The organism is Phycisphaeraceae bacterium, assembly GCA_020851465.1.
Taxonomy (GTDB): domain Bacteria; phylum Planctomycetota; class Phycisphaerae; order Phycisphaerales; family Phycisphaeraceae; genus JADZCR01.
Genome location: JADZCR010000006.1, coordinates 759,361 through 785,564 on the forward strand (window position 1 = coordinate 759,361; position 26,204 = coordinate 785,564).

Genomic DNA, 26,204 nt, shown 5'->3' on the forward strand with positions numbered 1-26,204 from the left:
CGTGTAAGCAGACGACCGGATTAGAAAGCCTGAACTCTGTGGCAACTGACACGATCGACTACCGGCGATTTCTCCCGGTGCTGCCTCCCCCTTCCGGCTGCCAAAGTAATCCTATTCCTGCATCGCCCGCCGGGTCTGCTGGGCGAAGCTTCTCTGAAGCGCCGGATCAAGAACGACGACCTGCGACTCGGCAATGATCGTCCGGGCCAACTGCTGCATGGCTATGCGTTCGATGTCACGCTGCACACGGGCAGTCAGCTCACCTCTCACATCGTCAAACTTGACGTTGGAACCCTCGATTTTACGTTCCATCTTCAGGACGCCAAACCCTCGATCAAGGGCGATCGGGTCGCTGATCTGGCCGACCGCAAGCTGCGCGATCGTGGAGCGGACCCCGGCTGGATAGGTCGGATCAGCGGGACTGATGGGTGAAAGCAGCCCGCCCTGAGCACGGCTGGAGTCTGTCGATAGCTCCACCGCCAGATCGGAAAACGATTCGCCCGCCTTGGCGCGGCGAATGGCCTCGGCGGCTTGAGGCATCGTCGTAGTCACGATCAGCCTCGCCTGATAGCGCGGGCCATACCGGAACTCAAAAGCATCTTTCAATGCCGCTTCCGTTACCTGTCCGGTGCCTTCGGTCTGGACGAGCAGCCGCAGGCCGGCATTGCGGCGCAGAAGATGAGACCAGCGACTCTCACCCAGGCCGCGACGTTCGCGCAGCTCGTTAATCAGCCGCTGGGCATCGTCGGCATTGTCACTCAGGTCGCCGGTCAGATAACGCCGCTCCGTCTCGATCATCGCATCATCAACCGTGAGGTGGCGATCGTGAAGCCGGCTGTTGATGCCGCGATCAACGATTTCCTCGATGAGCACCTGACCGCCGGCCGCCTCAGCCAGCGCCTGCTGCATCTCGTTCCACGTCACGTCCTGGCCGTTCACATAGGCGGCTGGTTTCCCTGTGATTTTGACAGGGGCAGCCGATCCTTCGACGGCAGGCTGCGTGCCGGCGGGTGTGTCGCTGAATCCCCCGTCGGAGACAGCCGAATCGCCGGGACCAGAGCCGGTGTTTTGGCATCCGGCAAGGAGAAACGCGAGAATACCGATGATTAACGTGTAGCGCGCCATCCCGCAAAGTTAAATCGCCTGTGGTGTGGTGTCAAAGCGGATCATTAACCAACAGGCACCAAAGGCAACGAATTCCAACACCCGCCTGACCAGGCTTAAGTGAGAAAGACGATGTCCGAAAGCAAGTTGATTTTGTGTCCCTACTGCGGTCATACGCAACAAGCAGATTCTGATCGCTGCGAGGAATGCCGCGGACTTTTTGAGCCGCTGAGTCGCCACGCAACGCAGATCTCCATGGGGCCGTGGTTCATCCGGGACAAGGCGCATCCCTTCCGGCCGGGTTGCAGTTATGACGTGATAGTTAAGCAGGTCGCTGCCGGCAAGATCAAGTCCACGACAGTGATGCGAGGTCCGACGACACGACAGTTCTGGTCGGTGGCGCGGAACGTACCGGGAGTGGCGCACCTGCTGGGATATTGCTACCGATGCGGCGCGAGAGTCCAGCCTGACGGCATGTCGTGCCGAGAATGCTTTGAGCAATTCCATGAGCCGCAGGAACGCAACGAACTGGGCTTGATGTACCCCACCGCAGGAGACGCCAAAGTAGCCCAGCGGGCATTGGAAAAAGAAATCGCGGCATTGGCGGGATTCGGCGGCACATCCGACCCCACGCTGCCTCATGTCTCGGCAGTTCAACAAGGACTGGCAATCCGCTCAATACGGGAGGAGTTCAACCCGATGACACGCGGGGCTGACCTGCTGGATGAAGTGGTCAGCGAGGTCAAACCGCGGACACGCGAGGCAAAGCAGCGCGTAGCCGCAAAGCCGCCCGTGCAGCCCCCGCCGACCGCACCCGCTTCATCACCCGAAGCATTGAACTTTGAGCCTACCGACGAACCTGACCAACCGACCAACAGCGATGCGCTGCGGAAACGAAACATCTGGATCATCGTGCTGCTGGTGGTGGTCGTCGCGTTGCTGGCGGCACAGATCGGCCTGATGATGATCTGGAGCGGAGAACACGACCGCCAGCCGCAACCTGCCGGGTCCTATTTCCCACCCGCGATGCAGCCGCAGGCTCTGCCCGCCCTGCCCGAAAGCCCCCCGCCATCTCCAGCACCCGCGCCAACGCCGGATCAGGCTGCGCCGCACGAGCCGACCTCACTCTTTGATACCAGCACAGAGACAACAGAGACAGAGAAACCAGCCTCACGAGCCGAGGAGATCACATCGCCCGATGATGCACCGGCCGATCTGAACACCCGGCTTGCTGAAGCGAGGAAGCTAGAAAATCAGAAGCGTTACCGTGAATCGCTTGAAGTGCTGCGTGACATCGAAAGGCGAACGCCCAACTCCCGCCGTCCAGAGGAACTGCATCAGTCCATCGAACGAGTGGAAACCGCGCTCCGCCGTCAAAATGCGACCCGTATTTTTGAAGATAACTAAAACTGATCGACCACGCCTCCGCGTTGATTAAGCCGCGTCACCCGTAATACACCCGCAAGGCAAGCAGGAGCATCCTGCGCATTCGGTGCGTTCAGATTAAGGGCCGGGACGTTTCCACCCCAGGCTCTTAATTGGTTCTCCGCGTCGGCGTGTCCTAGAATACTCCCCTGCGCCATGAGGTGCTAGTTCAGCGACAGATGGGAGTTTGCCTTGTCCGAAGTCACCCGCTTATACATGGACAATGCCGCCACCAGCTACCCCAAACCGCCTGGGGTATTGGAGGCCATTACACGCTACGCCACTGAATCAGGAGCCCCCGCTCGCGGCGCGTACAAGGAAGCACGCGAGTCGGCAAGACTGGTCAAGCAATGCCGCCAACGCATTTGCCGATTGATCGGCGCGGATGAATCAAAATCTGAGCAGATTATTTTCACGCTCAACACGACAGACGCGCTCAACCTGGGAATCCGCGGGATTGCCTGGGCGGCTCCGTCACCGGCCCACCTGATCGCATCGGCTCTTGACCACAATTCCGTGCTTCGACCGTATAACGAGCTTTGCCGCCATGATCGTTTTGAGCAGACTCGCGTGCGGTGCGATCCACAGACGGGACTCGTGGACCCCGATGATGTCCGCCGGGCCATTCGACCGCAGACAAGACTCATCGCGATGATGCATGGCTCCAACGTGTCAGGGACGTTGCAGCCGATCCGCGAAATCGGCCGAATCGCCAGAGAGCACGGGATACCGTTCCTCGTCGATGCTGCGCAGACATTGGGACACGTACCGATTGATGTCGTCGCGGACAACATCGACCTGCTCGCCGCACCCGGCCATAAAGGGCTGCTTGGACCGCTGGGAACCGGATTTTTGTACATCAAGCCGGGCATGGAAAAGCTCATGACCACCATCCGGGAAGGCGGCACCGGCTCGGTGAGCGACCGCGACACGCAGCCGGAGTTTCTGCCTGATCGATTTGAGCCAGGCAGCCACAACACGCTGGGGATCATCGGCCTCTCAGAGGGGGTCAAGTGGATTCTCGATCGAGGTGTCGAAAATCTCTGGAGACACGAACAGGAACTTTGCCGCGCGATGATCGAAGGTCTCTCCGATGCAGCGGGTACTCCGGGGCTGACCTACTTCGGGCCGCAGGGCATCCGCAATCGCTGCGGGGTTTTCTCCGTCCGACTGGCTGCAGGGATGGGCTTCGACCAGCCGCAGACGCTTTCCGATCTGCTCGAATCCCGCTACGGCATCATCACACGCTCAGGCATCCATTGTGCCCCGTTGGCGCATCGCACCTTCAATACGCATGAGCTGGGAGGAATGACGCGGTTCAGCTTCGGCCCATTCCTTTCGTCTCAGGACGTCAAGTACGCCTGTGACGCGCTGAGCCAGATCTGCCTCGAACGTGCTGCGACGGTCTGACAGGTGTAACCCGTTGCCGTGAGGAATACGGGTTCATAAGAGACGAAAGCACGCCACGGAAACATCGCGCCGGGGATGATGACGACGTCCCGACTCGCGAGTGATCCCCATGCCGCGAACTGCGGCGTTTCAAGCCGGAGTGGGCATCACGGACGGGTTGTCGCCGTCAAGTGTGGAGTTTTGCGACGACGTAGGTTTACCTGACGGCCGAGACTTATTCTGTTCAGCCTTGAGCAGGTCGCCGACGGTTGGCTTGGCGAGTTGTTCACCTTTCATGAGGCGATCAACGTCGTCACGATTGAGCGTCTCGTAACGGAGCAGAGCTTCGGCGAGACGTTCGAGCTGGGCACGATTGGTTTCGAGCAGTTGGCGGGTCTCGTGGTAGGCACGGTCGATGAGGTTTTTGACTTCTTCGTCGATGGCCTTGGCGGTTTCATCGGAGTAGAGCTTTTCGGGCTGCTCCCAGGGGTTGCGGGACTCGTCCATGCCGTAGAGGAGGAATCCGAGCTTCTCGCTCATGCCATATTGAGTAATCATGGCGCGGGCGATATGGGAAGCCTGTCGGATGTCCATCGCCGCACCGGAGCTGATATCGCCACAGAACATTTCCTCAGCGATGCGTCCGCCGAAAGTGACGCGAAGCTGGGACATGAGCTGGCGCTTGGTCCAGATGTGCTTGTCCTTTTCAGGGAGCATGAAGGTGACGCCCAGCGCCTGACCACGGGGGATGATGGTGACCTTGTGCAGAGGCTCGCTGTCGGGATCGTGGTACATGACCAGGGCGTGGCCTGCCTCGTGGTAGGCAATGACCTTCTTTTCGATCTCGTCGATCTTGTGGCTCTTGCGGGAGCGGCCCCACTTGACCTTGTCACGGGCTTCTTCGAGGTCCTCCTGTTCGACGAAATCCTTATTGAGAAGCGTCGCGGAGATGGCGGCCTCGTTGATGATGGCGGCCAGATCGGCACCGGAGAACATGGGCGTTCCACGCGCGAGTTTTTCGAGATTGACATCGGGGCCCATTTTGATGCGGCGGGAGTGGACCTTGAGGATGTCCATGCGTCCCCGGATGTCTGGCAGCGGTACGTGTATCTGACGGTCAAAGCGACCGGGCCGAGTCAACGCGGGGTCAAGGACGTCGGAACGGTTGGTTGCCGCCATGACGATGACCTGATCGTTGGTATCGAAGCCGTCCATTTCAACGAGGATGGCGTTGAGCGTCTGCTCGCGCTCGTCATGCCCGCCGGAGAACGACCCGGAGCCGCGCTTGCGTCCGACGGCATCAATTTCATCAAGGAAGATGATGCAGGGGGATGAATCCTTCGCTTGCTTGAACAGATCGCGCACGCGAGAGGCACCGACACCCACGAACATCTCGACAAAATCGCTGCCGGAGATCGAGAAGAACGGCACCTCCGCCTCACCCGCGACGGCTTTGGCCAGCAGCGTCTTACCGCAGCCGGGATCGCCGATGAGCAGGATGCCGCGCGGAACGCGACCGCCGAGCCGCTGAAACTTTTTCGGGTTTTTAAGGAACTCGACGACTTCGCTTACTTCTTCCTTGGCTTCCTCGATACCCGCCACATCCGCCAGCGTGACGTTTGAGTGTTCCTTATTGGTCACCTTATGCCGACTGCGTCCGAAGTTACCCAGCATTCCGCCCGGGCCGCCGCCGGAGCCGCGCAGCGAGCGGAAGAAAAGGAAGTAAACCAGGATGCCGAGGATCACCATCGGCCCCCACGAAATGATGAAGGGCAGCAACAGCGATCCGCCGGACTTCTCGGTGTACTTGACGCCCAGATCCATCAGCTTCTTGACATATTCCGCTTTGGTCGTCGGGCTGATAGCGGCAGAGACTTTCTCAACGGCTTTGGGTTGCGAGCGACTCGTGGAATCACTCTTAAGCGTGCCGATCATCTGATCGTCTTCGAGTACGACCGAAGAAAACTTATCCGCCTGAGCGTAGTTGAGGAATTCAATCGGCGAGACGGCGCGAGCCGGATTCGTCGCGTTGTTCATCAGCACCAGCAGCACCACCGCCAGCACGCCAAGCAGCAACCACCACATCGCGCTGCGCGACATGAACGGCTGCGATCCGCGCTGGCCAGGCCCTTTACCTCCACCCGGCCCCTGCCGGTTTGGACGATCCTGGCGCGATTCATCGTTGTTCGGTTCGGACATTGGCATCCTCTTGAATCGTTGAGGCAATCGGTCAGCAAACTCGAGAAACCCTGATCTCATCCCCTCACCGCGAACAGGGCATTTTAGCCCCCTTTTTCGCCATGACTATCTTATCGGCCAATTGATGTCCCGGCAGAAGCATTCCGCGCCGGCCACGGAAAAATCCGCAGCCTCACTCGACGATGCCGCGAATACTCACCAATCACCGCGCATGGACGCCACGATCTGCTCCGCCATGTTTTCCATGGCCTGATGCTGGCCGGTGAAATAGGTCTCACCCACTTTTTGGCTGGGGATATAGCGTCCGATCGTCTCCAGCCCGACGCGCTCTCGGATCACCTTTCCCGTGCGATTATTCTTCCAGATGAAGTTCACGTTAACCTTCATCTCCATCTCTTCGGGCAGGCCGCCCTCTTTCTCCCGACTCAGCCGCACCTGATCGATGGAATTGATATTACCCACCAGTTCCGTGTCCGCTCCGCTGGACGACACCACTTTGTAAGGCGTCCTCCGCTCAATCTCTTTTGTCAGGGCCTCCGTCAGATCAAACTCCGCTCCTTGATAAAAAGAGCGATTCTTGAAAATCGGCACGTGAATCGACCGCACGTCTTCGGGGAATGTTTTACGGGCTGTGTAGCCGCACCCCACTAGCGACAGCAATGCTGCTGCGACACACGCTGCCAGCAACCGACTCATGCTGTCACGACGCATTAGTCTCATTGAGCGTCCTCCGGCTGCGTCGAAGCGTCGTGCGATTTCGCATCGCCCACGGGAGCAGCATTGGCCGGTGCCGCTTGCGTGGCCGGCTGCGTCGCATCGGTCTGCGTTGCAGGCACCTTAGCAGCGGTCGCCTGTGTCGTCGGCGCGACAAGGGTTCCGCCTTGCTCCGGGTCGATGACCGACTGGTTCATCTCGCTGAGTCGCTGCATTGCGATTTTCGCCGCCGCCGTCTGCGGATGATCTTTGATGACACGACGGTACATCGTCGCGGCACTGACCTTTTCACCTCGACCGCGATACCAGTTGGCGTTGTAATAGGTTTTCAGCGCCAACGATTCGTCGATGCGCACCAGCAAAGCATCCGATCCGATGCGCTCCGCTGCCGCAGGGTATTCCTTTTGATATTGCTTGATGCGTTCGTTGGCCTCGATCAGGCCGGTCGAGTCAAACTCAGGCCCTTTGAATCGCGCCAGGTTCGCCTGGATCACCCGCAACAAAGCCCGCTCCCGCCGCGGACTGCGGGGGTAGTTCAGAATAAAAGCGTCGTATGCCTCCGCTGCGTTCCGCATATCCGCACGGGCGAAGAGATGATCACCCAGCGTCATGCTCGCGTCCTCACCCAGCGCACTGCCCGGAGTCCGCTCCTGGATACGGATGTAAATCTCCTGCGCTTCCTCATCCGCGGAAATGATCCGCATGTTCAGAAACTTCCGCCTTCTGCCTGCTGTGTAGAGCTTGGCGATTTCGTACTCGCGCTCCAGTGCGGTCGTGAATTGTTCCGAGCCGGGAAATTCGCGGATGACGTACTCGTACTCACGCAGGGCTTTGTACTCATTGCCGCGCATCACCTTCGCATCACCACGGAGTAACCACGCCTCGACCAGCAACGGATGGTTGGGATACCGCTTGATCCACTTACTGCACAGGTTCTCTGCTTTCTCTCCTTTGCCCTCAGCCAGTGCCCGGCGGATCTCCTGAATCTGTCCCTCAGGTGTCGCCGGGTCGTATTGCGTCAACTTTTTCCATTCATCATCCGTCAGTCGGTAACGCTCCTGAGCCAGACTCGGCGTCACAAAAACACAGAGCAGCGCAAACACAAGCACCGCCAGCATCCCCCGCTTGTTTTTCCATCCTGCCTTCAGCAAACCGAGTCCAGACGCGGACAGATCGGAATGTGGCGCCCTCCAACTGCGGGAGAAAGATGCTTGCTTTCGTAACTCTCCCGTACCGCCTGCGAGCGGATCACAACCGCTGATCGCGGATTTAATGCGGGAGGGATGCGGGATTTCCGGGGATTGAGCAGGCAAGTAGGTCGTGGTGGATTCGATCACTACGGAGCTCCGGAAGTTCCGGGGAAGTCAGCCGACACAACTCGGATGATAAATGCCCGTGCCGCGACCGGCAAAGCGCAGCGGCGACCCGTTCTGCGGCAATTCGCAGCCAGGTTGTGCGTTCATCGTCGTGTTCTTGACACTTGTGAGCAACGCATTAGCATGTTTCGTCGCGCGACACTTCGCGTTGTCAGGCCTCGCTAGCTCAATTGGTAGAGCAGCTGACTCTTAATCAGCGGGTTGATGGTTCGAGTCCATCGCGAGGCATTTCCCAACCCCGCCCCATCGCTCCATCTCTGAGCGTGCTGAGTATTCCGACAACCAGCAACGATTGTCCGGTCTGGCTTGGGTGGATAGTTACATCCAGCACTGTATCCCCACTTCTGTCATCCGCCCGATCATCTGACTGGTGCGCAGATTGGCTGCCGTACTACACTTTCATTCCACTTGGCATTTCCAATCTCGATCATGACAATGAATCCGTGATTGCACAGCGAAGTTATTTCTTCCTCCGCATGCGGCTGATGGTGCTGCCGACGGCCTTGCTGGCAGCGGTTGGCTGCGCGCGATCTAACCGCGATGCAGGATTTCCGCAGGTTCAGCAGGTCGTCACGGAACGCATCGGTCAACGTGTTCATTGGAATAACGGCAGCGAGGCAGACCGGCAGGCACAGGAACGAATCGCAGCACTGTTGTCCCGCGAGCTTTCCGCTGATGATGCTGTTGCCCTGGCGTTACTCAATAACGCGCAGCTTCAGGCGACCTACGAAGACCTTGGAGTGTCACAGGCTGATCTGGTGCAGGCCGGGTTGCTGCGAAATCCCGTGTTGTCGGCTGAAGTGCGATTTCCCGGCCGGCCAAGGCTGCCGTTGGAAATCGACGTAACCCAGAGCGTGCTTGATCTGATTTTTCTGCCGCTGCGTCGTGCGGTGGCTGAGTCTGAGTTTGAGGCAACTCGGCTGCGCGTGACGGATGCGGTACTCGATCACGCTGCCCGGACGCGGGCGGCCTATTACGCGCTTCAGGGTGCAAAGCAAACGGTGGAGTTGCGTCGCTCCGTGGTTGATGCGACCGAAGCCGCAGCGGAAGCGGCGCGTCGGATTCATGCTGCGGGCAATCTGAAAAAGTTTGATCTGGAGGCACAGCAAGCGCTGGCAGAGCAGACCCAACTGGACTTGACCGAGGCACAGGTCATCGAAGCGGAGAATCGTGAACAGTTGGAGCGATTGATGGGCCGACGCGCGGACCAGCCAAACTGGACCATAGCGGCACGGCTGCCGGACCTGCCCGCAGGCGAGTCATCGGAGGCGGAGCTGGAGTCTCTCGCAATCGCGCAGCGTCTCGATCTTGCAGCGGCGCGACAGGAGGTCGAGTCGCTCAGCCGATCGGAGAAACTGACACGCCGCACCTTACCGCTGGGTGATGTGGAAGTCGGCGGACACATGGAGCGTGAAGCCGATGGAACCACCACCGCTGGGCCGAGTGTGTCGGTTCCGCTGCCAATTTTTGATCAGGGGCAGGCAGCGATCGCCCGTGTGGAGGCTCTTCGCCGTCAGAGTGAGTCCCGTTATTCCGCGATGGAGGTGGAAGTCCGCAGCGACGTGCGGCGTGCGCTGAGCCGGATGTCCGCTGCGCGACGACGCGCGGAGCGGCTGCATCACGTGGTGCTTCCGCTGCGACGTTCACTGACAGACGAAGCACAGAAACAGTTCAACGGCATGCTCATCGGAGTTTTTCAGCTTCTCGAGATCAAGCAGGCTGAGATCGAAGCTGGACGCGAATATGTCCGGGCGATGACGGATTACTGGATCGCACGTTCGGAGTTGGAGCGAGCGATCGGCAGCCAACTGCCGACCGTGGCGACACCTGCTCCGACCACGGTACCCGCTGATTCAGTGACAGCTACACCGGAACCGCCAAATGCGCCAGTCACGCAGCCCGCTTCCGGTCATCACCATCACGGAGGAGCCGGCCATGATTAATCGGCGTGAGATGATTGCAGGCAGCGCCGCAGCACTGGCGAGCCTCAGCGCGATGATACAAAGCGCGAAAGCCGCATCGGGTGACCACGACCATGCTGGAAGCGAGCTGGACGCGGCTGCAGGTCGGACGCACCACGAGCCGGCGTCTTCGCGACCAAGCGGAAATTACGTACCCGTCATCACACCCAACGGCGCGACTCTGCCGTGGAAGCTCGAGGACGGGGTCAAGGTATTTCACCTCATCGCGGAGGAAGTCGATCATGAGTTTGTAAGCGGTCTGCGTGCCCGCTGTTGGGGCTACAACGGCCGGGTGCATGGCCCGACCATCGAAGCTGTCGAAGGTGACCGCGTCCGTATCTTCGTCACCAACAAGCTGCCTGAACCCACCAGTGTTCACTGGCACGGTCTCCGATTGATTAACGGCATGGATGGTGTCGCCGGCCTTACGCAGCGGGCGATTGCGCCGGGTGAGACATACAAATATGAGTTCACTCTCAATCAGCACGGCACGCACATGTATCACCCGCATTTCGATGAGATGACACAGATGGCACTGGGAATGATGGGAATGTTCATCATTCATCCGCGCGAGCCGGCGGAAGACGACATCGTGGATCGAGACTTTGCCATCATGCTCAGCGAATGGCGGATCGAACCGGGCACGTCGCGCCCCGTGCCGACTGAGATGACGGATTTCAATGTGCTGACGATGAACGCCCGCGCCTATCCGGGCACGGAGCCGCTGGTGGTACGGACCGGTCAGCGGGTGCGCATCCGGCTGGGAAACCTGGGGCCGATGGATCATCATCCGATCCACCTGCATGGCTACGAGTTTCGCATAGCGGCCACGGGAGCCAGCCCATTGCGGCGTGAGATACAGACCGTTACGGACACGGTACTCGCGCCCGTGGGCACCACGCGCACCATCGAGTTCACCGCTGATGCGCCGGGGGACTGGGCGTTTCACTGTCACATGACGCATCACCTCATGAACCAGATGGGACACGATGTTCCCAACATGATCGGAGTGGATGCCCACGGCCTGAGTCAAAAGATGAATAAGTTGCTGCCCGACTATATGACGATGGGAACGACGGGTATGGGCGAGATGTCCCATATGCACATGTCGATGCCGGAGAACAGCGTGCCGATGCTCGGCGGCAAGGGACCGTTCGGGGTGATCGACATGGGTGGAATGTTCACCATCCTGAAAGTGCGCGATGGGTTGACGAGCTTCGATGATCCCGGCTGGTACGAGCATCCGAAGGGCAGCGTTGCATCACCGGCTACCAAAGAAGAAATCGCGCGGTTGACCTGAACGCCTGCACGCAGCGTGTCGGCGCGGACTCGACGAACTCAGCGCGGACGTTGATGGATAATCAGTACCGGGGTAAGGGAGGATTAACCGGCGGGATATCCAGCCGACGCGAAAGCTCCAGTTCGTCGGAGGTCGGTTTGATCGCCAGCGTTGGGCCGGGTGTGTAACCAAGTCGGCGGAAGCGTTCCGCAATGCGTTCATTGCGGGGCGTGAGGTAATAGGCTTTCCCCAGCGCGATGATCGCCCCCTGCGTGTCGCCGACGGATGCGAAGTAATCACCCATCGCGATATAGGGTGCCGGATCATTTCGAGGTGCGAACTTGAGTGCTTTGCGGAAGGCGAGTTTGGCACCATCCACGTCGTTGATCTTGCCGAGGTATTTCGCCTGACGGAGATAATCGGGCACCGTACCGTAGTCGTCGGCAGCTTTCTGAAGCATCGCGGCCAGCGCTGCCTGCTGGTCCTGTTGAAAGAGCGACTCCGCCAGTGCATCGAGGATCAGCGGTGTGAACTGCTTGTCAGACGGGCGAAGCGTGAGGGCTTTTTCTTCCGCGAGCTGAGCTTCAAGTGGGCGGTTCTGCTTGAGCCGCACCACGCCGAGGTAATACTGCGATTTCCAGTCGGTCGAGTCCTGCTTGATGGCTGTGGTGAAATGCTGATCGGCAGCCTGCACGTTATCAAGATCCAGAGCCTCCATGCCGTCGCGACGGAGCAGCGAGTTGGGCTTCTGACAGCCGGCGGCGATGAGGATTGCGGCTGACAGGAAAACCGGGAGCATGACAGCCGCGGAGCGGGTGACGATCAATCGACTCGTGGCGTACATGAGCGTTATCCTCTAATGGCGTCCCACAACCGCGAATGATCCTGATCGCCGCGGTGAGTGACGCATAAAATCGGACATATTCAACGCAGAGCATAAGAATGGCCGCACCCGCTGACAAGCCAAACGCTCCACCCCAACAGGCGGAATCCGCCACCGCTCAACCGCCTTTCCCACGGCTGGCCACAGCAGTGCTGCTCCACCACGCGCCTGATGGCGATCATTATGACTGGCTCATCGAAGACCCGCGCCAGTTCGGCGCGATCAATCCGCTCTGGACCGCGCGCGCAGCAGATCCGCCTGCGTCCTGGCGATCCCTCCGTCAGTGGTCGCTCGAAATCATCGCCAACCACCGACGCGATTACCTGACTTATCAGGGAGAATTAACCAACAACCGAGGAAGCGTCGTGCGCGTCGATCAAGGCACCTGTGACGCTACGGCTTGGGAAAGCGACAACATCAAGCTCATCGTGTGCCTCCAGAGCTTTCAAGGCAGAGTGTGGCTGACGCCAAACCTCGGCTCGATGTGGACCGCTCGACTGATGGATGAGGCGACGGGTAGTTGAGCGGATGGGCGTATTGGTACACACAGCAGTGAGCCAGCGATGAAGGTCGGTCTCGTGAGCCGTGGGTTCGTCTCCGCGCTGCTGCTCTTGACTCCATCAAGCTCATCAGTACGCTGTGTCCGGGTGTGATTGGTGGAATGTCTTCAGGTAGTTTGCACGGCCAAACGACGGTGATTCACGGCTGCTGAGCAATGAGCCGGATCGGAACCACTTTTGGCTGGCATGATGCGCTCCAATCATTCCTGCCTTCCGGGGATCACGGCTGAACGAGAAATCGCAACGGTTGCGATTTCGTTATAATTGGGATATCGAATTGCGTGATAACCCTCATGGTTGAAGTATCTTGATACTTTAGGTTGTATATCAACATACCTAACACATAGATTTACGCCTATGCATACAGCTTTTGAGAACGCGATGTCTCAGCTGCGTAAAGCAGCTCAGATCATGAACTTAACAACAGAAAAGGTGGAGCTTCTCTCCCGCCCGGATCGTGTTATCGAAGTATCAATACCCGTAGTAATGGATTCCGGGGAAATACGTGTATTTATCGGGTATCGAGCACAGTATAACAACACACTCGGTCCCTATAAGGGCGGCATTCGCTATCACTGGAACGTAACCCCTGACGAAGTGAAAGCGCTCTCATTCTGGATGACGATCAAGTGTGCAGCGCTTGGACTGCCGCTGGGCGGTGGCAAGGGCGGCGTGATCGTTGACCCCAAGAAACTATCCAAAACTGAGCTGGAACGGCTATCACGAGGCTACATCCAGAAACTCTGGCGCTTCCTCGGTTCCGACATCGATGTACCCGCCCCGGATGTGTACACCAATGATGAAATCATGGGCTGGATGCGCGATGAATTCGAGACATGCTCAGGAAAATGCGATCCCGGTGTAATCACCGGAAAGTCGCTCACCGATGGCGGCTCAGAAGTCCGTGAATACGCGACCGCGCAAGGCGGTATCTACTGCATTGAGGAGTTGTCAAAGAAAAAAGGCTTCGTCCCCCAAAACACCAGAGTGGCCATCCAGGGGTTTGGTAACGCAGGAAGCCACACGGCAGATATTCTCGCGGCGAAGGGTTACAAGATCATCGCTGTATCCGACTCCAAGGGCGGAGTATTTAATGGCGACGGACTCGATTTGGTAGCCCTCAAAGAACACAAACGTAAATACGGAAGTGTCGTCAACTTCCCCTCTGCGAAAAATATTTCCAACGAAGAATTGCTCGGCCTTGAGGTTGATATTCTCATTCCAGCAGCACTTGAGAGTGTTATCACCGCTGAGAACGCAGGAAATATCAAAGCGAAAACAATCATCGAGCTGGCGAACGGCCCAACCACTCCCGAAGCGGATGATATTTTGATCGCCAAGGGAATCACGATCGTCCCCGACGTACTCTCGAATGCGGGCGGCGTAACGGTGTCGTGCTTTGAATGGCAACAGAACATCGCGGGCGAACACTGGACCGAAGAAGCTGTACTCGCAAAACTCGAATCCGCGATGAAAACCGCATTCCGAGACATCTGGAATACGAGCAGAGAGTACGGCGTACCTCTGCGCAAAGCGGCATTCATGCAAGCCCTGAAGCGAATCGTGGATAATCACCCTGTATCAAACCCGACTAAGTCTATCAAAACAGTATCAAAGGCAGTTTCGGTATAGATCAGGGCTGCTTTTAATTGCAGGAAAATATCTGCGAGGTCTTTCTTACGACACTAGCTATTGAGCTAAAAGCGAAGCGATCACCTGCAATAAACGGTATTCCCAACCGCTATTTCATACTATTCTTCACGAGTCTAGGCGAGAATGCCCAGACTTGCTTTTATTCACACGTACTTGGATTGGTTCTTATCGACATCGCTTGCGACATGCAAGTGAGATTCGGATTTTTACGACTTTTACACCCACTGCTTTTCATCAGGAGATGCTATCGCGGTGACGGTGTCATACCGACCAAAGTTGTAACAGTCTGGATCAGTTTCCCCTCTGAACCGGGGACGTACACAGCCGGGTGGTCATAGAACCACCACCGCAAACCTTCAAGCAGACGCGGAGCTATGTATGGGAAAGGCGGGAGTAGTCGTCCGGATCACCGGCGCGACCGGCCCCGCCCGCGGCGGACCACGCAGGCGGTGCCCAGCGCGAGCAGCACCAAGCTCGCCGGCTCAGGGATGGCGGTCTGCTGGAAGTTCACGTCGTCGAGCGAGAGGTTTCCTGCCCCGCCGCCGGTGAAGTGGATGTCCAGGACGAGCGTCCCGGCTCCGTAGCCGGCATTCGTGGCGATACTGAACGGCGGGCTGACTTTGTTGAAGGAGAAGCTCTGCGCCGTCCCGCCGAGCTGACCCTGACCGTCGGTCTTGCTGGAGGCCAGTACCGTCCCGCCCGCCGTGTTGTTCCAGAGGGTCCAGTCGGCAGTCAAGGTCGGGGGAGAGCCACCCCACGATCGCAGCACGAAGCTGTTGACCTGCACGGTATAACCCGAGTCGGGAGTGAAAGTGATGTAGTAGTGGCCGTAAGAGTTCAGAAAAGCGACGCGAGGCCAGTAAATGTCATCATAAGTGTCAAATATTGACGTATCGGCGGAATAGCTGACGCCGATGTTGGGCGTGTAGCCCTCTCCGGCATTGCCATAGTTGTACCAGGTCGTGCTGCTCCCGTCAGGCGGGTTCACGGTAACAGCAGCGCTCGAGGCATGGTCGCCGTAGTAGGTGGTGGGATAGCTTGGATTGGTAGGAGAAAAATAGGTCATCAGAGAGTACGAGTTGCCCCAATACGTCGTGTTATTGGTGCCGAAACGGATGTCGTACGTGAGCACCGTCGCGTGCAGGGCCCCGGCTGAAAAGAACAGGACCAGCAACGCAGTTACAAAATGAGACAGACGAAAGTTGGAAGTGCGCACAAATCTCCCTTCGATTTGAGACCGTTAAAACTGTCCAGCCATTGCTTGAGACGGATGGCTTGGTGAATGGGCTACCTCCGTAAGCACAACTTTAGCCCACCGATAGAGGTCTATATTACTCTATGGTTTTATCCAAAGCAACCGAAATCTGAATCCGGAGCCGAAAACTCCTACAATCTCAGCTCCGCTACGGCACGCCCGATCGACCGCGTTATCCTCGAACTGGATGGCTCGGCAAGCAAGTTACAACCGGCGGCACTCATTTCACGGGATCGCCATACACCTGAAATTCACGAGATTTTTTGAGTCCGGTAATGCTGTTTTCCTGAAGCAGCGCTTTCCGGTTGATTGTCACCAACTGCCTTCGATGCGACTGTCCGACCCCGTGATTTGAAGCCTTAAGCGGTCATCTTAAGCGGTCATCTCTTTGTGCCGAAGAAACGGTGTGTAGGGCCTGTAACGCCTGGCCGGACGGAAGCTCGATGAGCCGCGAGTCGTTTAACACTGAGCAACAATCCGTCGCTTTGCCGACGCAGGCGATCGCTCCGGACTGCAGACACTATCGCGGCGACAAACCTTGCTTTCAAAATCGTCTCTGCAATGGCTGCGGGCACTACTCTCCTTACACAAGCCGTCTGTGCATCATCAAACTCGGTGCGTTGGGTGATGTCATCCGCACACTTTGCATCCTGCCCGCACTCCGCGCTGCTTATCCAGATGCACAAATCACCTGGATCAGTCTCCCCAATGGCTGCCGCATGATCGCGGATCATCCGCTCATCGATCGCGTACTCCCCTTTTCTCCGACAACGACACAGCAACTCGTGCAGGAAGTTTTCGATGTCGTCATCAACCTCGATAAAGAGGCGGAGCCTTGCAGCCTGGCCAATGCCATGCGCGCGTCGCGCAAGCTCGGCATCGCACTGAGTCCTTTTGGAACGCCGATCCCAGCAAATGCCGAAGCCGAGGCGTATTTCCATCTCGGACTCAGCGATGACTTGAAGTTTCATCAAAACACGCGGAGCTATCCGCAACTGGTCCACGAGGCTCTGGGACTCGAATACAACGGTCAGTCCTACACATTGCCGGTCGCGGATGCCGCATCCGAGCGTATCCGAGTCGAGCTCGAACTCTGCGGATGGAGTCCCGACCGCTTGACCATCGGCATCAATGTCGGCGCGGGCAAGGTGTTCGCCAATAAGATGTGGCCGGTCGAACGACTGATTGAACTCGTTCGCACGCTGCGCCGGTCGCAGCCGGACACGCAGATTCTGTTGCTCGGCGGGCCGGACGAGCGACCGATTATCAACGCAATCGGACTGGCAGTACCGCATCGCTCCGTTATCGATGCAGGTACCGATCATGACGAGCCAACTTTCGTCGCACTGGTGGATCTCTGCGATGTCGTCTTCACCGGCGACACGATGGCGATGCACGTCGCCATCGCACGCAGCAAGGCTGTCGTCGCGTATTTCGGTCCAACCTGTGAGCAGGAAATCGACCTTTTCGGTCGGGGTGAAAAGCTGATCGCCCGTGTCGATTGCGGGCCATGCTACAAGCGGACATGCGACAACGGCCACGTGTGCGTGCAGTTTCACGAGATCAACGATGCGGCAGAGGCGATCGGTCGCGCTCTCCCTGCTGCATCGACACGTCGTTTCACGCTGCCCGTCTTTCCTTCAAGAAAGGCCGGGTGACGTATGAAGCAACTGCTCTTTATGACAGTGCTGACCATACTCAGTGCCATCGGTGGGACGAGCAATCCCGTATGGCCCATCCTTCTTTATTACGGCATGGCGGTGCTTCGCCCGCAATACCTCTGGAAATGGGCCTTACCCGATATCCGCTGGTCGCTGATCGCCGGGGCCCTCGTGCTCGCCAGCGTCGTCATCAACATCAAATCCGTCGCCATCCGCGGCCGCTTCAATGTCGTCATCGCGCTGATTCTGGCGCATGCGTTGTTCCTCCTGCTGAGCCTGCTCAATGCTTACGATCCGGCAACCGCACAGGTCTGGGCCATCGAGTACGGAAAGATCGTGCTCATGGCGATAGTTGCGTCATTCGTGCTGACGCGGCTTTCCGAGTTGCGCCTGCTGGCTCTGGTGATCTTCGCAGCGACCGGCTACATCGGCTGGGAGATGAACTATCTCTACTTCGTCGATGGCCGTATGGATATTTACCACAACGGCTTCGGCGGTCTGGACAATAACGGAGCCGGCCTCCTGCTCTCGATGGGACTGCCGCTGGCGTATCTCTTTGGCATGACGTGCAAACAGTGGTGGCGTCGCGGCGTTTCCTGGTTTGCCGGCGTACTGATCCTTCATGCCATGCTCATGAGCTACTCGCGCGGCGCGATGCTTTCCGCTATGGTGGGCCTGGGTTGGCTGCTGATTCATCACCGTCCGCGACGGCATGCCGTGATAATGCTCCTCGTCATCTGCATGATCGTGCCGCTCCTTGCGGGCAAAGAGATTCGCGCACGCTTTTTTTCCACCACACAATACGAGTCGGATTACAGTGCCAACTCCCGGTTTGAAAGCTGGGCGGCAGCGTGGCGCATCACAACGGATCATCCGCTTACGGGAATCGGGATTCGTAATTCCAATGCCTTTTCCCAGCAATACGGTGCCGATCTGCGTGGCAGGACGATTCACAGCCAGTATCTCCAGATCGCTGCCGATTCGGGTATCCCTGCGATGCTCACCTACGCTGCGATGCTGATCGTCGCAGGCATTTCCTGTGCTCGCGCCAGAGCAATGTGCCGTCGCAGTCTGAGCGATGCAGATTCTCCGCTGCCGCAGGAAGCAAGCGAGCGTCTCCGCGATACCTCGGTGCTGGCGGTAGCGTGTCAATCCAGCCTGCTCATCTTCGCCTTCGGTGCAGGGTTCCTCTCGCTGGAGGTCTTTGAACTGCCGTGGATTTTGATGGTGCTGTCAGGAGTGCTTCCGGGATGTGTGCAAAACGAGCTGGCGGAGTCTTTACCGCAGATTGAAGCACCCCCACCGCAATCCGGGACATTCCCGATTGGATTCGGATCGAAGCTCTCCACCCATCATGGAGCGTTACAGCCATGAGTACCCTTCAGCTCCACGTCGATCGTCAACTGGCCCGTACTGTCACGTTCACGGGGCGCCTCAAGCAAGTGCGCTTCCGTCTCCGCGCGACCAAAGCTGTGGTGCATGGTCTGGACTACTTCGCCCGTGGCATCTTCCACGTATGGCGTAATCGCCGCTATCTCACGGCCATCAAGCTCATCAACATGGCCCTGGTGAATGTGCAGTTTCGTCTTAAGACCGAGTACGTGTTCGGCCGTCCGTACAACATGAAGATCGAGTCCACCAATATCTGCAACACCAAGTGCCAGCTTTGCCCCACCGGTCAGGGGCTTGAAGGTCGTCCCAAGGGCAGGATGGACATCTCGGCATTTCGCAAGTTGATCGACCAGCTCAAGCGTTTTCTGTTTGGGCTGGATTTATCGATGTGGGGTGATCCGCTGATCGTGCCTGAGATCTACGACATGATCCGTTACGCACATGATCGCGGCATCTGGACCTATCTCAGCTCCAACCTCCACGCCCTCAAAATTACTCCGGAAAAACGTCAGGCGGAAGCGTTGGTCAAGAGCGGCCTCGACATGCTCACCTGCTCACTTCATGGCGCGAGTCAGGAGACTTTCGCGATTTATCAACCGGGCAAGAGCTTTGCCGACACGCTGGAAAAGGTAAAGCACATCATTGCGGTGCGTGACGCCCTGGGCAGCGCGACGCCGACCATTCAGCTCAACTTCGTCGTTACCCGTTTTAACGAACACGAGAGACCGAAATTTGAAGCGCTGGCCAAACAGCTTGGTTGCAAAGCTGTCTTTTCAACCGCTTCGATGAACATCCGTTTCCTGGGTCGGGATAAGCAGCTCCACGACCTGGGACTGGCTCCGGACATTTTGAAGAAAAAAGTGCGAGATCATCTTGAGAAGTGGTTGCCGCGTGACGATGCCTATGTTCTCAAGCCGTACAAGCAACTGCTTGAAAATGACCTGACGATCGATGAGTTCAACGGAAAAAAACTGTTCGACTGTTCCTGGCCGTGGAAAGCCAGCGTCATCAACTGGGACGGCACAGTCTGCGCCTGCTGCGGTTCATTCGATCCGAATGAAGACTTTGGAAATGTCTTTGAGCAAAGCTTCGCGAAGGTGTGGAACAGTCATCGATACCGCATGGCAAGACGGAGCTTCAAAAACAAACTGGAGGCAGCAGACGCGAAGGATAACCCTTGCGCGAGCTGTCCCGGATTCATGATTTGACGGGGCGCGGGGAGAAGGATTTCGGCATCGACGTCGGCGGTGGGAATAAGCATCAGCCGCCGGCGCCGGTGACCGAAAATATTCCAATGGAACATAGGAAGCCATGACCCCTGCTGAACACCCACACCTGCCAGAACCTTCCGTGACGCCGGTACTGCGACTGGCGGGCGATCGTCCACGCTCGGACAGTCCGCGTGTCAGCCCGCCATTCGTGCTTCATGTGCGAGTCGTGGCCGGCAAGGGTGGCGGGCCGGATAAGACCATTCTTCGCTCCGCGGAACACCTCAATCCCGCCAAGCTCCGTGTCGCAGCGGCCTACATTCATCCTCATGGCGACCCCGGCATTGCCACCATCCGCCAGCAGGCGCAACAGCACGGGTGCCCGCTTTATGAAATCGGCGAATCAGGTGCCGTTGATCCGCGAACCATCCGCTCGCTGATCCAGCTCTGCCGAAAACTCCGTGTGACGGTCTGGCATGGTCATGATTACAAATCCAATGCGTTAGGCCTCATCGTGCGCAAGTGGTGGCCGATGAAACTCGTCACCACCGTGCATGGCTGGACAGGGGAGACATTCCGCACCCGGCTGTATTACCACGTCGATAACTGGTGCCTGCCGCGCTATGACCACGTCATCACGGTCAGCCCGCAGCTATACCGTCATTGCCTCAAACTCGGCATTCCTCGTGAGAAGCTCAGCTACATACCCAATGGCGTTGAGATCACAGAGTTTCACTCGACGGGACAGCGCGACGCGCAACGCCGTGAGTGGGCCGTTCCACAGGACGCCACGGTGATGGGTGTTGTCGGTCGGCTCAGCATTGAAAAAGGAGTGGATCGCGCGATCCGTCTGCTCGCAGACCTCAAACCGCAATACCCCCGTCTCGAGCTGCATCTCTTTGGTGACGGTCCTCAGCGTGCAGCATTGGAGGGGCTGGCTGCGAGCCTGAACGTCGCGGATTCGGTACGGTTTCACGGGTGGCTTGAAGATTCACGTCCCGCCTACGAAATGATGGACATACTGCTGCTTCCCAGCCATACGGAAGGTTTGCCGAATGTGGTCCTCGAAGCGATGGCGATGAAGGTCACAGTCGCAGCAACCGATGTGGGCGGCGTGAGCGAGTTGCTCGATGGCGGCCGGTGCGGGTCATTACTGCCGCAGGATCACACTGAATGGCCGCGCCTGATCGAACCGCTCCTGGTCAGTGCAGCCCGCCGTGAAGAGCTTGCCCGTCAAGCATACGAACGGGTCGGGAAGCGTTACACATTTACTCAACGGCTCAGCAAGGAATGGACGGTGTACAAACATCTGTTGCGCCTCGCAGATCGTCCAGCCGCAACCGCTTCACGTCGAGTCGCATGAGATTTCTTACAATTCGCCGCTTTCCCACCGTTGCGTGGGGCCGGAGTGTCGTCACATGCAGCCTGCTTTGGCGCTACTGTCCATTCCCAACGACGCCTGGTTGAATCTCATTCTGCCCGCAGCAGTGCTCACGCTCTTTGTTTCGACGATCGCCTACATCCACAACCCGCGGATTAAGACACTGGTTTTCTCCATGCCCGTGCCTTTCACCTGCGCGTACCTCTCGACGGCTATGAAGATCAACCCGACCCATATGACCGGCGTGCTTTATGTGTCGCTTTATCACTGGATCGTCTGGGCGATTTACCGAAAAGCAGGTTTTCCGCTCGCTGTGGGCATGACAGCGGGGATCGTGTTTTATCTCAGTGCTTCGTACGGAACGGCACAACTCTTCCAATATCAGTGGCAACCAACCATGCCGCTGGCCATCAGTGCCCTGCTGGTCCTGTGGTGCCTGGGAATCTGGCTTTATCACCCGATCCGTGAGCCAGGTCATCGCAGCACCGCGCCGTGGTATGTGAAGACGCCGATCATCTTTCCGATTGCTCTGCTGCTGTTCAGCCTGAAGCACTTTTTGCTCGGCGCGGTTACAACATTTCCCTACGCAGGGGTATTCACCAGTTACGAGATGCGTCACAGTCCTCGCACACTTGCGGGGCAATACTCGATCAACAACATTGCGTTCATTCTGATGTTTGTGGTGATATGGCAGCTCGAAACCTACGGCCGAGTACCGGCACTGTTGGGCGGATGGGGGATTACGCTCGTAATCCTGACGATCATTTATCGTTTCGGTATCGGGCGACCCACTACGCCGGCAGCCGAGCCGGTGCCCACGGGAGAATAGTGCCGTACCGTCTCATGGAGTCGGCCCCTGACGATCGATCAGGAAGCCCCCTTTCCAGCCACGCTCTAGTTCACGATTCTCAATCATCTCGGAGCCGTATTGATCTTTTCCACCCTCATCAATGAGGAACGAAAAGTTTCCGCCCGCGTCTTCGTGGTAATCGACCGCTGGATTCGCAGTACCCGGCGACGGTCCTGCGTAAACATCATCGCCGCTAGCGTCGTACACCACGGAAATTCCAGCGTTGTTCGATGATCCTGCCCCGCCGTTACCCTCGCCGGCGTATTGGTCATTCCCCGCAAAATCGAGGATCACGCCGACGGCAATATCCCATGTGAAGCCGACGCAAGCATGGTTACCTCCATAGGTATCGTCACCGGCATCATCAATCAGAAAACCGGCGGCGTAATGGCAACCGTAACCGGTTCCCCAGCGGACGAATCGCTGCACGGTGCGCGGCGTGGAGTCGAAGTTCGTCCGTGTCGCGCCGACCCGCTGATCGTTACCCCCGAAGTCCCGCGCAAACCCGGCAGCAAACCAATAAGCACCGCCTTGAGAAAAATAGTCCGCTTCGTAAACGTCATCACCTCCACCGTCGAGGAACACACCGATGCCGCCGTTAGCGACGCCTCGCGGCCCGACGCCCACACCCTGCGACCACCCGCCGAAGCCCGGCGTGTCGTCATAGCCCCCCGGATACTTGCCCCCCGCGTAGTAGTGATCCTTACCTGCAAGATCATCGAGCAGCCCGAAGCCCAGCGGTCCGCCGACACCCTGCGACAGGAGCGCTGCTCGGAAATCATCATCTCCCGCGCGATCGAGCAGAATACCGATACCGCCGATTGCTGAGCCTTGAACTCGACGGTCGCCGACATATTTGTCGTCGCCTCGAAGGTCAATCAACATTCCCACTCCACTGAGTGCCGACCCCTGTGCGATGTCACGGGCGGTGTAGGAGTCGTTACCCGCTGCGTCGATGAGGATCGACACACCGAGAATGGGTGAACCCTGGATGCCTGATTTTTCACCGCGATATGTGTCATCGCCCGCTAAGTCAATGACGATCAGCACCGGTCGTTCATCACTGGTTGTTCCCTCCAGATAGGTGTCATCACCACCAAGGTCCACAACCGCTGCCACATCTTTCATTTCGTCGAGGTTGTATTGATTCGCTTCACGTCCTCCTACCACGATTTTTCCCTCTGCTGTATTGATGATCTGCACAATCGGGCCGGTCGCACCGGGTGTGGCAGGCTGGTTGTGGTCTGTCTTGAAGTCGGTAAGTCGCGTCAGGAAAGCGGTGTCAACCAATGGCACGACGGCGTATGCAGCACGTATCCACGCGCGACGATCCAGTTTTTCCAGGAGATCACAAACCTGCCGTCCCTTGGTTACATCCGCAAAGCGATGACCAAGACCCGCATCACCTGTACTCTGTGCGTACAGGTTCGCTCGAAGTTCCGCCCACTCTGAAGCTGATATACCTTTTCGTGCCGCATCCGTCGCAGCACGAATCTGTTTCAGCGCATTGGCAAGCTCATCCATCGGCGTCACATCCTTGGACCACTGCCGTACCGGCTCCGGCTCGGAAGCATCCAGTTTCGCAGCAACGATCGTGATGATCCGATCAAGATCGCCGTTGGCTTGGTGGGAGTCGGTGCTGCCCTTGGCTGCATCATGGAGCAACCGTGTGAATACCTCACTCTCAGCAACCGCTTCAAGAGGATGCCGCAGCAGATGATCGACCCACGCGAGTCGGCAATTGCCGGTCTTATCCGAGAACGTCTTTAAGCCCGCGCTGGCGTCAAATCGCTCACCGATGAACGCGACGAGACGATCGAATCGCGGCTTGATCTGCCGCTGTTCAATCAAGGCGTGCATCTGTGTGACCAGCCGTTCCGTCGTCAACTGCGATGGGGGTTTGACGGGTTCCGCAGAGACCGTCAGGGCAAAGCAAAACACGACCAACGTAGCCAGGATGGTTCGCATGGATAGATTCTATGTTGTTCAGGAGCGATGCTGAAGCACGAGGCAACAGAGTGCCGCGTAACGTCACCACACAAAATAGGCGAAGAATCGGAGAGTGCGGCGAGATGCGTCAGATCGTGCTTTCGGTGACCCGGAGAACTTCATCCACCGTGGTCATTCCCTGCGCGACTTTGCGGAAACCATCCTCGCGCAGCGTCACCATGCCACGCTCCACACAGAGGCGGCGAAGCTCGGTGACATTAGGGTTACTGGCGATCTTGTCTCGCATCATGTCGTCGAGGATGAGCAACTCATACAACCCCAGGCGGCCGGCGTAGCCGGTGTTGCGGCAGCGGTCGCAGCCGGCACCAACCCAGACCTGATCCGCCGGGATACCGTGCATTTCCAGATGTTCTTTGAGATGCTCCGGCGGAGCAATCTGCTTTTTGCAGTTGGGACATATCCTGCGAACAAGGCGCTGCGCAAGAGTCGCGTTAACCGCGGCACCGATCAGATAAGGCTCGACGCCGATGTTGATCAACCGAGTGATCGAGCTTGGCGCATCGTTGGTGTGCAGTGTTGAAAGCACGAGGTGTCCGGTCAACGATGCCTGGATAGCGATGCGTGCGGTTTCCGCGTCACGAATCTCACCGACCATGATGACGTCAGGGTCTTGTCGGAGCAGCGATCGCAGAGCTGCGGAAAAGTTCATGCCGATCTTTTCATGCGTCTGTACCTGCGTGATACCGTTGAGGTGATACTCGACCGGGTCTTCGACGGTCGAGATATTCAGTTTCTGCATATCCATCTGCGCCAGCGAGGCGTAGAGAGTGGTGGTCTTACCGCTGCCGGTTGGGCCGGTGACAAGGATGATTCCGTGCGGCTGATCGATCTGGTGTTTCCACATGAGCAGGCTGTCACCGTCCATGCCAAGCTCGTCGAGCTTCACCTGGATCGATCGCGTATCGAGAATACGCATGACGGCCTTTTCACCCTGCGCTGTGGGTAAAGTCGAGAGACGCAGATCGAGTTTCCGCCCGTGAACCATGGCGCGGATGCGACCGTCCTGCGGCAGTCGTCGCTCGGAAATGTCGAGATTCGACATGATCTTCAGACGAGAGATGATGGCCGCGTGCATGTGATGCGGCGGGTTCATCATCTCGAATAACACACCATCAATGCGGTAGCGGACCTTGAGCTTTTTTTCCTGCGGCTCAATATGAATATCACTCGCGCCTTCCTTGACCGCGTTGAAGATCAGGTAGTTCACATAGCGAATGACCGGTGATTCGCCGGCCATCTTTTCGAGATCAACATCCTCTTCCTTGGATTGGACGACTTCAATGTCATCTTCCTGGATACCGGCGATGATCCGATCGACCTCGACGGTCTCCTCGCTTTCCTCACGCATGCCATCGAGAATGGCCGCGATGTCGCAGCGGCAGACGACGACAGCCTTGACCGGAAGAGAGAGCTTGTGTCGTACTTCGTCGATGATGATGAGATTGTCAGGATGCACGACCCCCAACAGGAGCCGCGTACCCGACATTTGGAGCGGGATCACGCCGTGATTTTTACAAAAATCCGCCCCGAGGCGGCTGAGGTGGCGGGCATCGATCTGCTCAGGTTTCTCGACGCGCTGGAATGCCAGCGAATTAATCTGCGCGATGACCTGCTGGAGCGCGATTTCATCAATACCCATGTCATAAAAAGCGTCTGCCAGCGTCTTGCCGGGCGTCTTTTCGACAACGGTACGTGCGGTGCTTACCTGCGCAGCGTCGGCGGCACCGGCTGCGATGAGTGCTTCACCCAGATCGCTTGGTGCCGCTGCCGGCGCGGACTCATCTTCAGGTGACCACAGATCACTCAGCGACTCACCGGTGCGTACCGGGGCTGCGGGAGAGCCGGCCTTCGCGGCGGTCCGGGCCAACCACTGATCGAGATCATCCTTCGCCATTACGAACCCC

Annotated in this window: 20 protein-coding genes and 1 tRNA gene; 13 read left to right on the top strand and 8 right to left on the bottom strand. The window is 57.9% G+C overall.

Annotated features, from left to right (window positions below):
• Positions 1-111: 111 nt before the first annotated feature.
• Entirely contained in the window at positions 112-1,125 is a 1,014-nt protein-coding gene (locus IT444_09765; GenBank protein ID MCC7193052.1) for a peptidyl-prolyl cis-trans isomerase, read from the bottom strand.
• Between the two features lie 111 nt (positions 1,126-1,236).
• Here IT444_09765 and IT444_09770 point away from each other — a divergent pair, with 111 nt between their 5' ends.
• Positions 1,237-2,511, top strand: a complete 1,275-nt coding sequence (locus IT444_09770; protein ID MCC7193053.1) for a hypothetical protein — start codon at positions 1,237-1,239, stop codon at positions 2,509-2,511.
• A 210-nt stretch (positions 2,512-2,721) separates the two neighbouring features.
• Positions 2,722-3,939: an aminotransferase class V-fold PLP-dependent enzyme gene (locus tag IT444_09775; protein ID MCC7193054.1), complete on the top strand. Its 1,218-nt coding sequence runs from the start codon at positions 2,722-2,724 to the stop codon at positions 3,937-3,939.
• 129 nt (positions 3,940-4,068) lie between these two features.
• On the opposite strand, the gene ftsH is transcribed toward IT444_09775, so the two are convergent.
• The 3 genes from ftsH to bamD form a co-directional block, all read right to left on the bottom strand.
• Positions 4,069-6,117, bottom strand: coding sequence for an ATP-dependent zinc metalloprotease FtsH (gene ftsH, locus IT444_09780; GenBank protein ID MCC7193055.1), 2,049 nt, complete (start codon positions 6,115-6,117; stop codon positions 4,069-4,071).
• Between the two features lie 195 nt (positions 6,118-6,312).
• Entirely contained in the window at positions 6,313-6,837 is a 525-nt protein-coding gene (locus IT444_09785) for an LptE family protein (GenBank protein ID MCC7193056.1), read from the bottom strand.
• Positions 6,834-8,168 carry an outer membrane protein assembly factor BamD gene (bamD, locus tag IT444_09790; protein MCC7193057.1) on the bottom strand — a complete coding sequence of 445 codons (1,335 nt, stop codon included), beginning with the start codon at positions 8,166-8,168 and terminating at the stop codon, positions 6,834-6,836. Before bamD ends, IT444_09785 begins: the two co-directional genes overlap by 4 nt.
• Before the next feature lie 194 nt (positions 8,169-8,362).
• Between bamD and IT444_09795 the strand changes: the two genes are divergently transcribed.
• From IT444_09795 to IT444_09805, 3 genes are all read left to right on the top strand, one after another.
• Positions 8,363-8,435 (top strand) — tRNA-Lys (locus IT444_09795).
• A 215-nt stretch (positions 8,436-8,650) separates the two neighbouring features.
• Positions 8,651-10,150, top strand: a complete 1,500-nt coding sequence (locus IT444_09800) for a TolC family protein (GenBank protein ID MCC7193058.1) — start codon at positions 8,651-8,653, stop codon at positions 10,148-10,150.
• The gene (locus IT444_09805; protein MCC7193059.1) at positions 10,143-11,468 is read left to right on the top strand and encodes a copper oxidase; all 1,326 of its coding nucleotides are present in this window, start codon (positions 10,143-10,145) and stop codon (positions 11,466-11,468) included. Before IT444_09800 ends, IT444_09805 begins: the two co-directional genes overlap by 8 nt.
• Positions 11,469-11,529: 61 nt before the next feature.
• Here IT444_09805 and IT444_09810 read toward each other — a convergent pair whose 3' ends face one another.
• Complete coding sequence (locus IT444_09810; protein MCC7193060.1) at positions 11,530-12,291, bottom strand: hypothetical protein; 762 nt, start codon at positions 12,289-12,291, stop codon at positions 11,530-11,532.
• 98 nt (positions 12,292-12,389) lie between these two features.
• Between IT444_09810 and IT444_09815 the strand changes: the two genes are divergently transcribed.
• Both IT444_09815 and IT444_09820 read left to right on the top strand, forming a co-directional pair.
• Positions 12,390-12,854, top strand: coding sequence for a hypothetical protein (locus IT444_09815; protein ID MCC7193061.1), 465 nt, complete (start codon positions 12,390-12,392; stop codon positions 12,852-12,854).
• A 333-nt stretch (positions 12,855-13,187) separates the two neighbouring features.
• Complete coding sequence (locus IT444_09820; protein ID MCC7193062.1) at positions 13,188-14,522, top strand: Glu/Leu/Phe/Val dehydrogenase; 1,335 nt, start codon at positions 13,188-13,190, stop codon at positions 14,520-14,522.
• Between the two features lie 427 nt (positions 14,523-14,949).
• Here the strand turns inward: IT444_09820 and IT444_09825 are convergent, their stop codons facing one another.
• Positions 14,950-15,759, bottom strand: coding sequence for a PEP-CTERM sorting domain-containing protein (locus IT444_09825; GenBank protein ID MCC7193063.1), 810 nt, complete (start codon positions 15,757-15,759; stop codon positions 14,950-14,952).
• 66 nt (positions 15,760-15,825) lie between these two features.
• Between IT444_09825 and IT444_09830 the strand changes: the two genes are divergently transcribed.
• The 6 genes from IT444_09830 to IT444_09855 all read left to right on the top strand — a co-directional run bounded on the left by IT444_09830 (position 15,826) and on the right by IT444_09855 (position 22,269).
• Entirely contained in the window at positions 15,826-16,065 is a 240-nt protein-coding gene (locus tag IT444_09830) for a hypothetical protein (GenBank protein ID MCC7193064.1), read from the top strand.
• A 176-nt stretch (positions 16,066-16,241) separates the two neighbouring features.
• Positions 16,242-17,456, top strand: coding sequence for a glycosyltransferase family 9 protein (locus tag IT444_09835; GenBank protein ID MCC7193065.1), 1,215 nt, complete (start codon positions 16,242-16,244; stop codon positions 17,454-17,456).
• A 3-nt stretch (positions 17,457-17,459) separates the two neighbouring features.
• Positions 17,460-18,833, top strand: a complete 1,374-nt coding sequence (locus IT444_09840; GenBank protein ID MCC7193066.1) for an O-antigen ligase family protein — start codon at positions 17,460-17,462, stop codon at positions 18,831-18,833.
• Positions 18,830-20,059, top strand: a complete 1,230-nt coding sequence (locus IT444_09845; protein ID MCC7193067.1) for an SPASM domain-containing protein — start codon at positions 18,830-18,832, stop codon at positions 20,057-20,059. The genes IT444_09840 and IT444_09845 overlap by 4 nt, the downstream gene beginning before the upstream one ends.
• A gap of 103 nt (positions 20,060-20,162) precedes the next feature.
• The gene (locus tag IT444_09850; protein ID MCC7193068.1) at positions 20,163-21,422 is read left to right on the top strand and encodes a glycosyltransferase; all 1,260 of its coding nucleotides are present in this window, start codon (positions 20,163-20,165) and stop codon (positions 21,420-21,422) included.
• 55 nt (positions 21,423-21,477) lie between these two features.
• A complete protein-coding gene (locus tag IT444_09855) occupies positions 21,478-22,269 on the top strand; it encodes a hypothetical protein (protein MCC7193069.1) in 792 nt (263 codons plus the stop codon).
• Between the two features lie 12 nt (positions 22,270-22,281).
• Here the strand turns inward: IT444_09855 and IT444_09860 are convergent, their stop codons facing one another.
• Both IT444_09860 and IT444_09865 read right to left on the bottom strand, forming a co-directional pair.
• Positions 22,282-24,258 (bottom strand): hypothetical protein, encoded by a 1,977-nt coding sequence (locus tag IT444_09860; protein ID MCC7193070.1) that lies wholly within the window; start codon positions 24,256-24,258, stop codon positions 22,282-22,284.
• 109 nt (positions 24,259-24,367) lie between these two features.
• Positions 24,368-26,194, bottom strand: coding sequence for a type II/IV secretion system protein (locus tag IT444_09865; GenBank protein ID MCC7193071.1), 1,827 nt, complete (start codon positions 26,192-26,194; stop codon positions 24,368-24,370).
• Between the last annotated feature and the right edge of the window lie 10 nt (positions 26,195-26,204).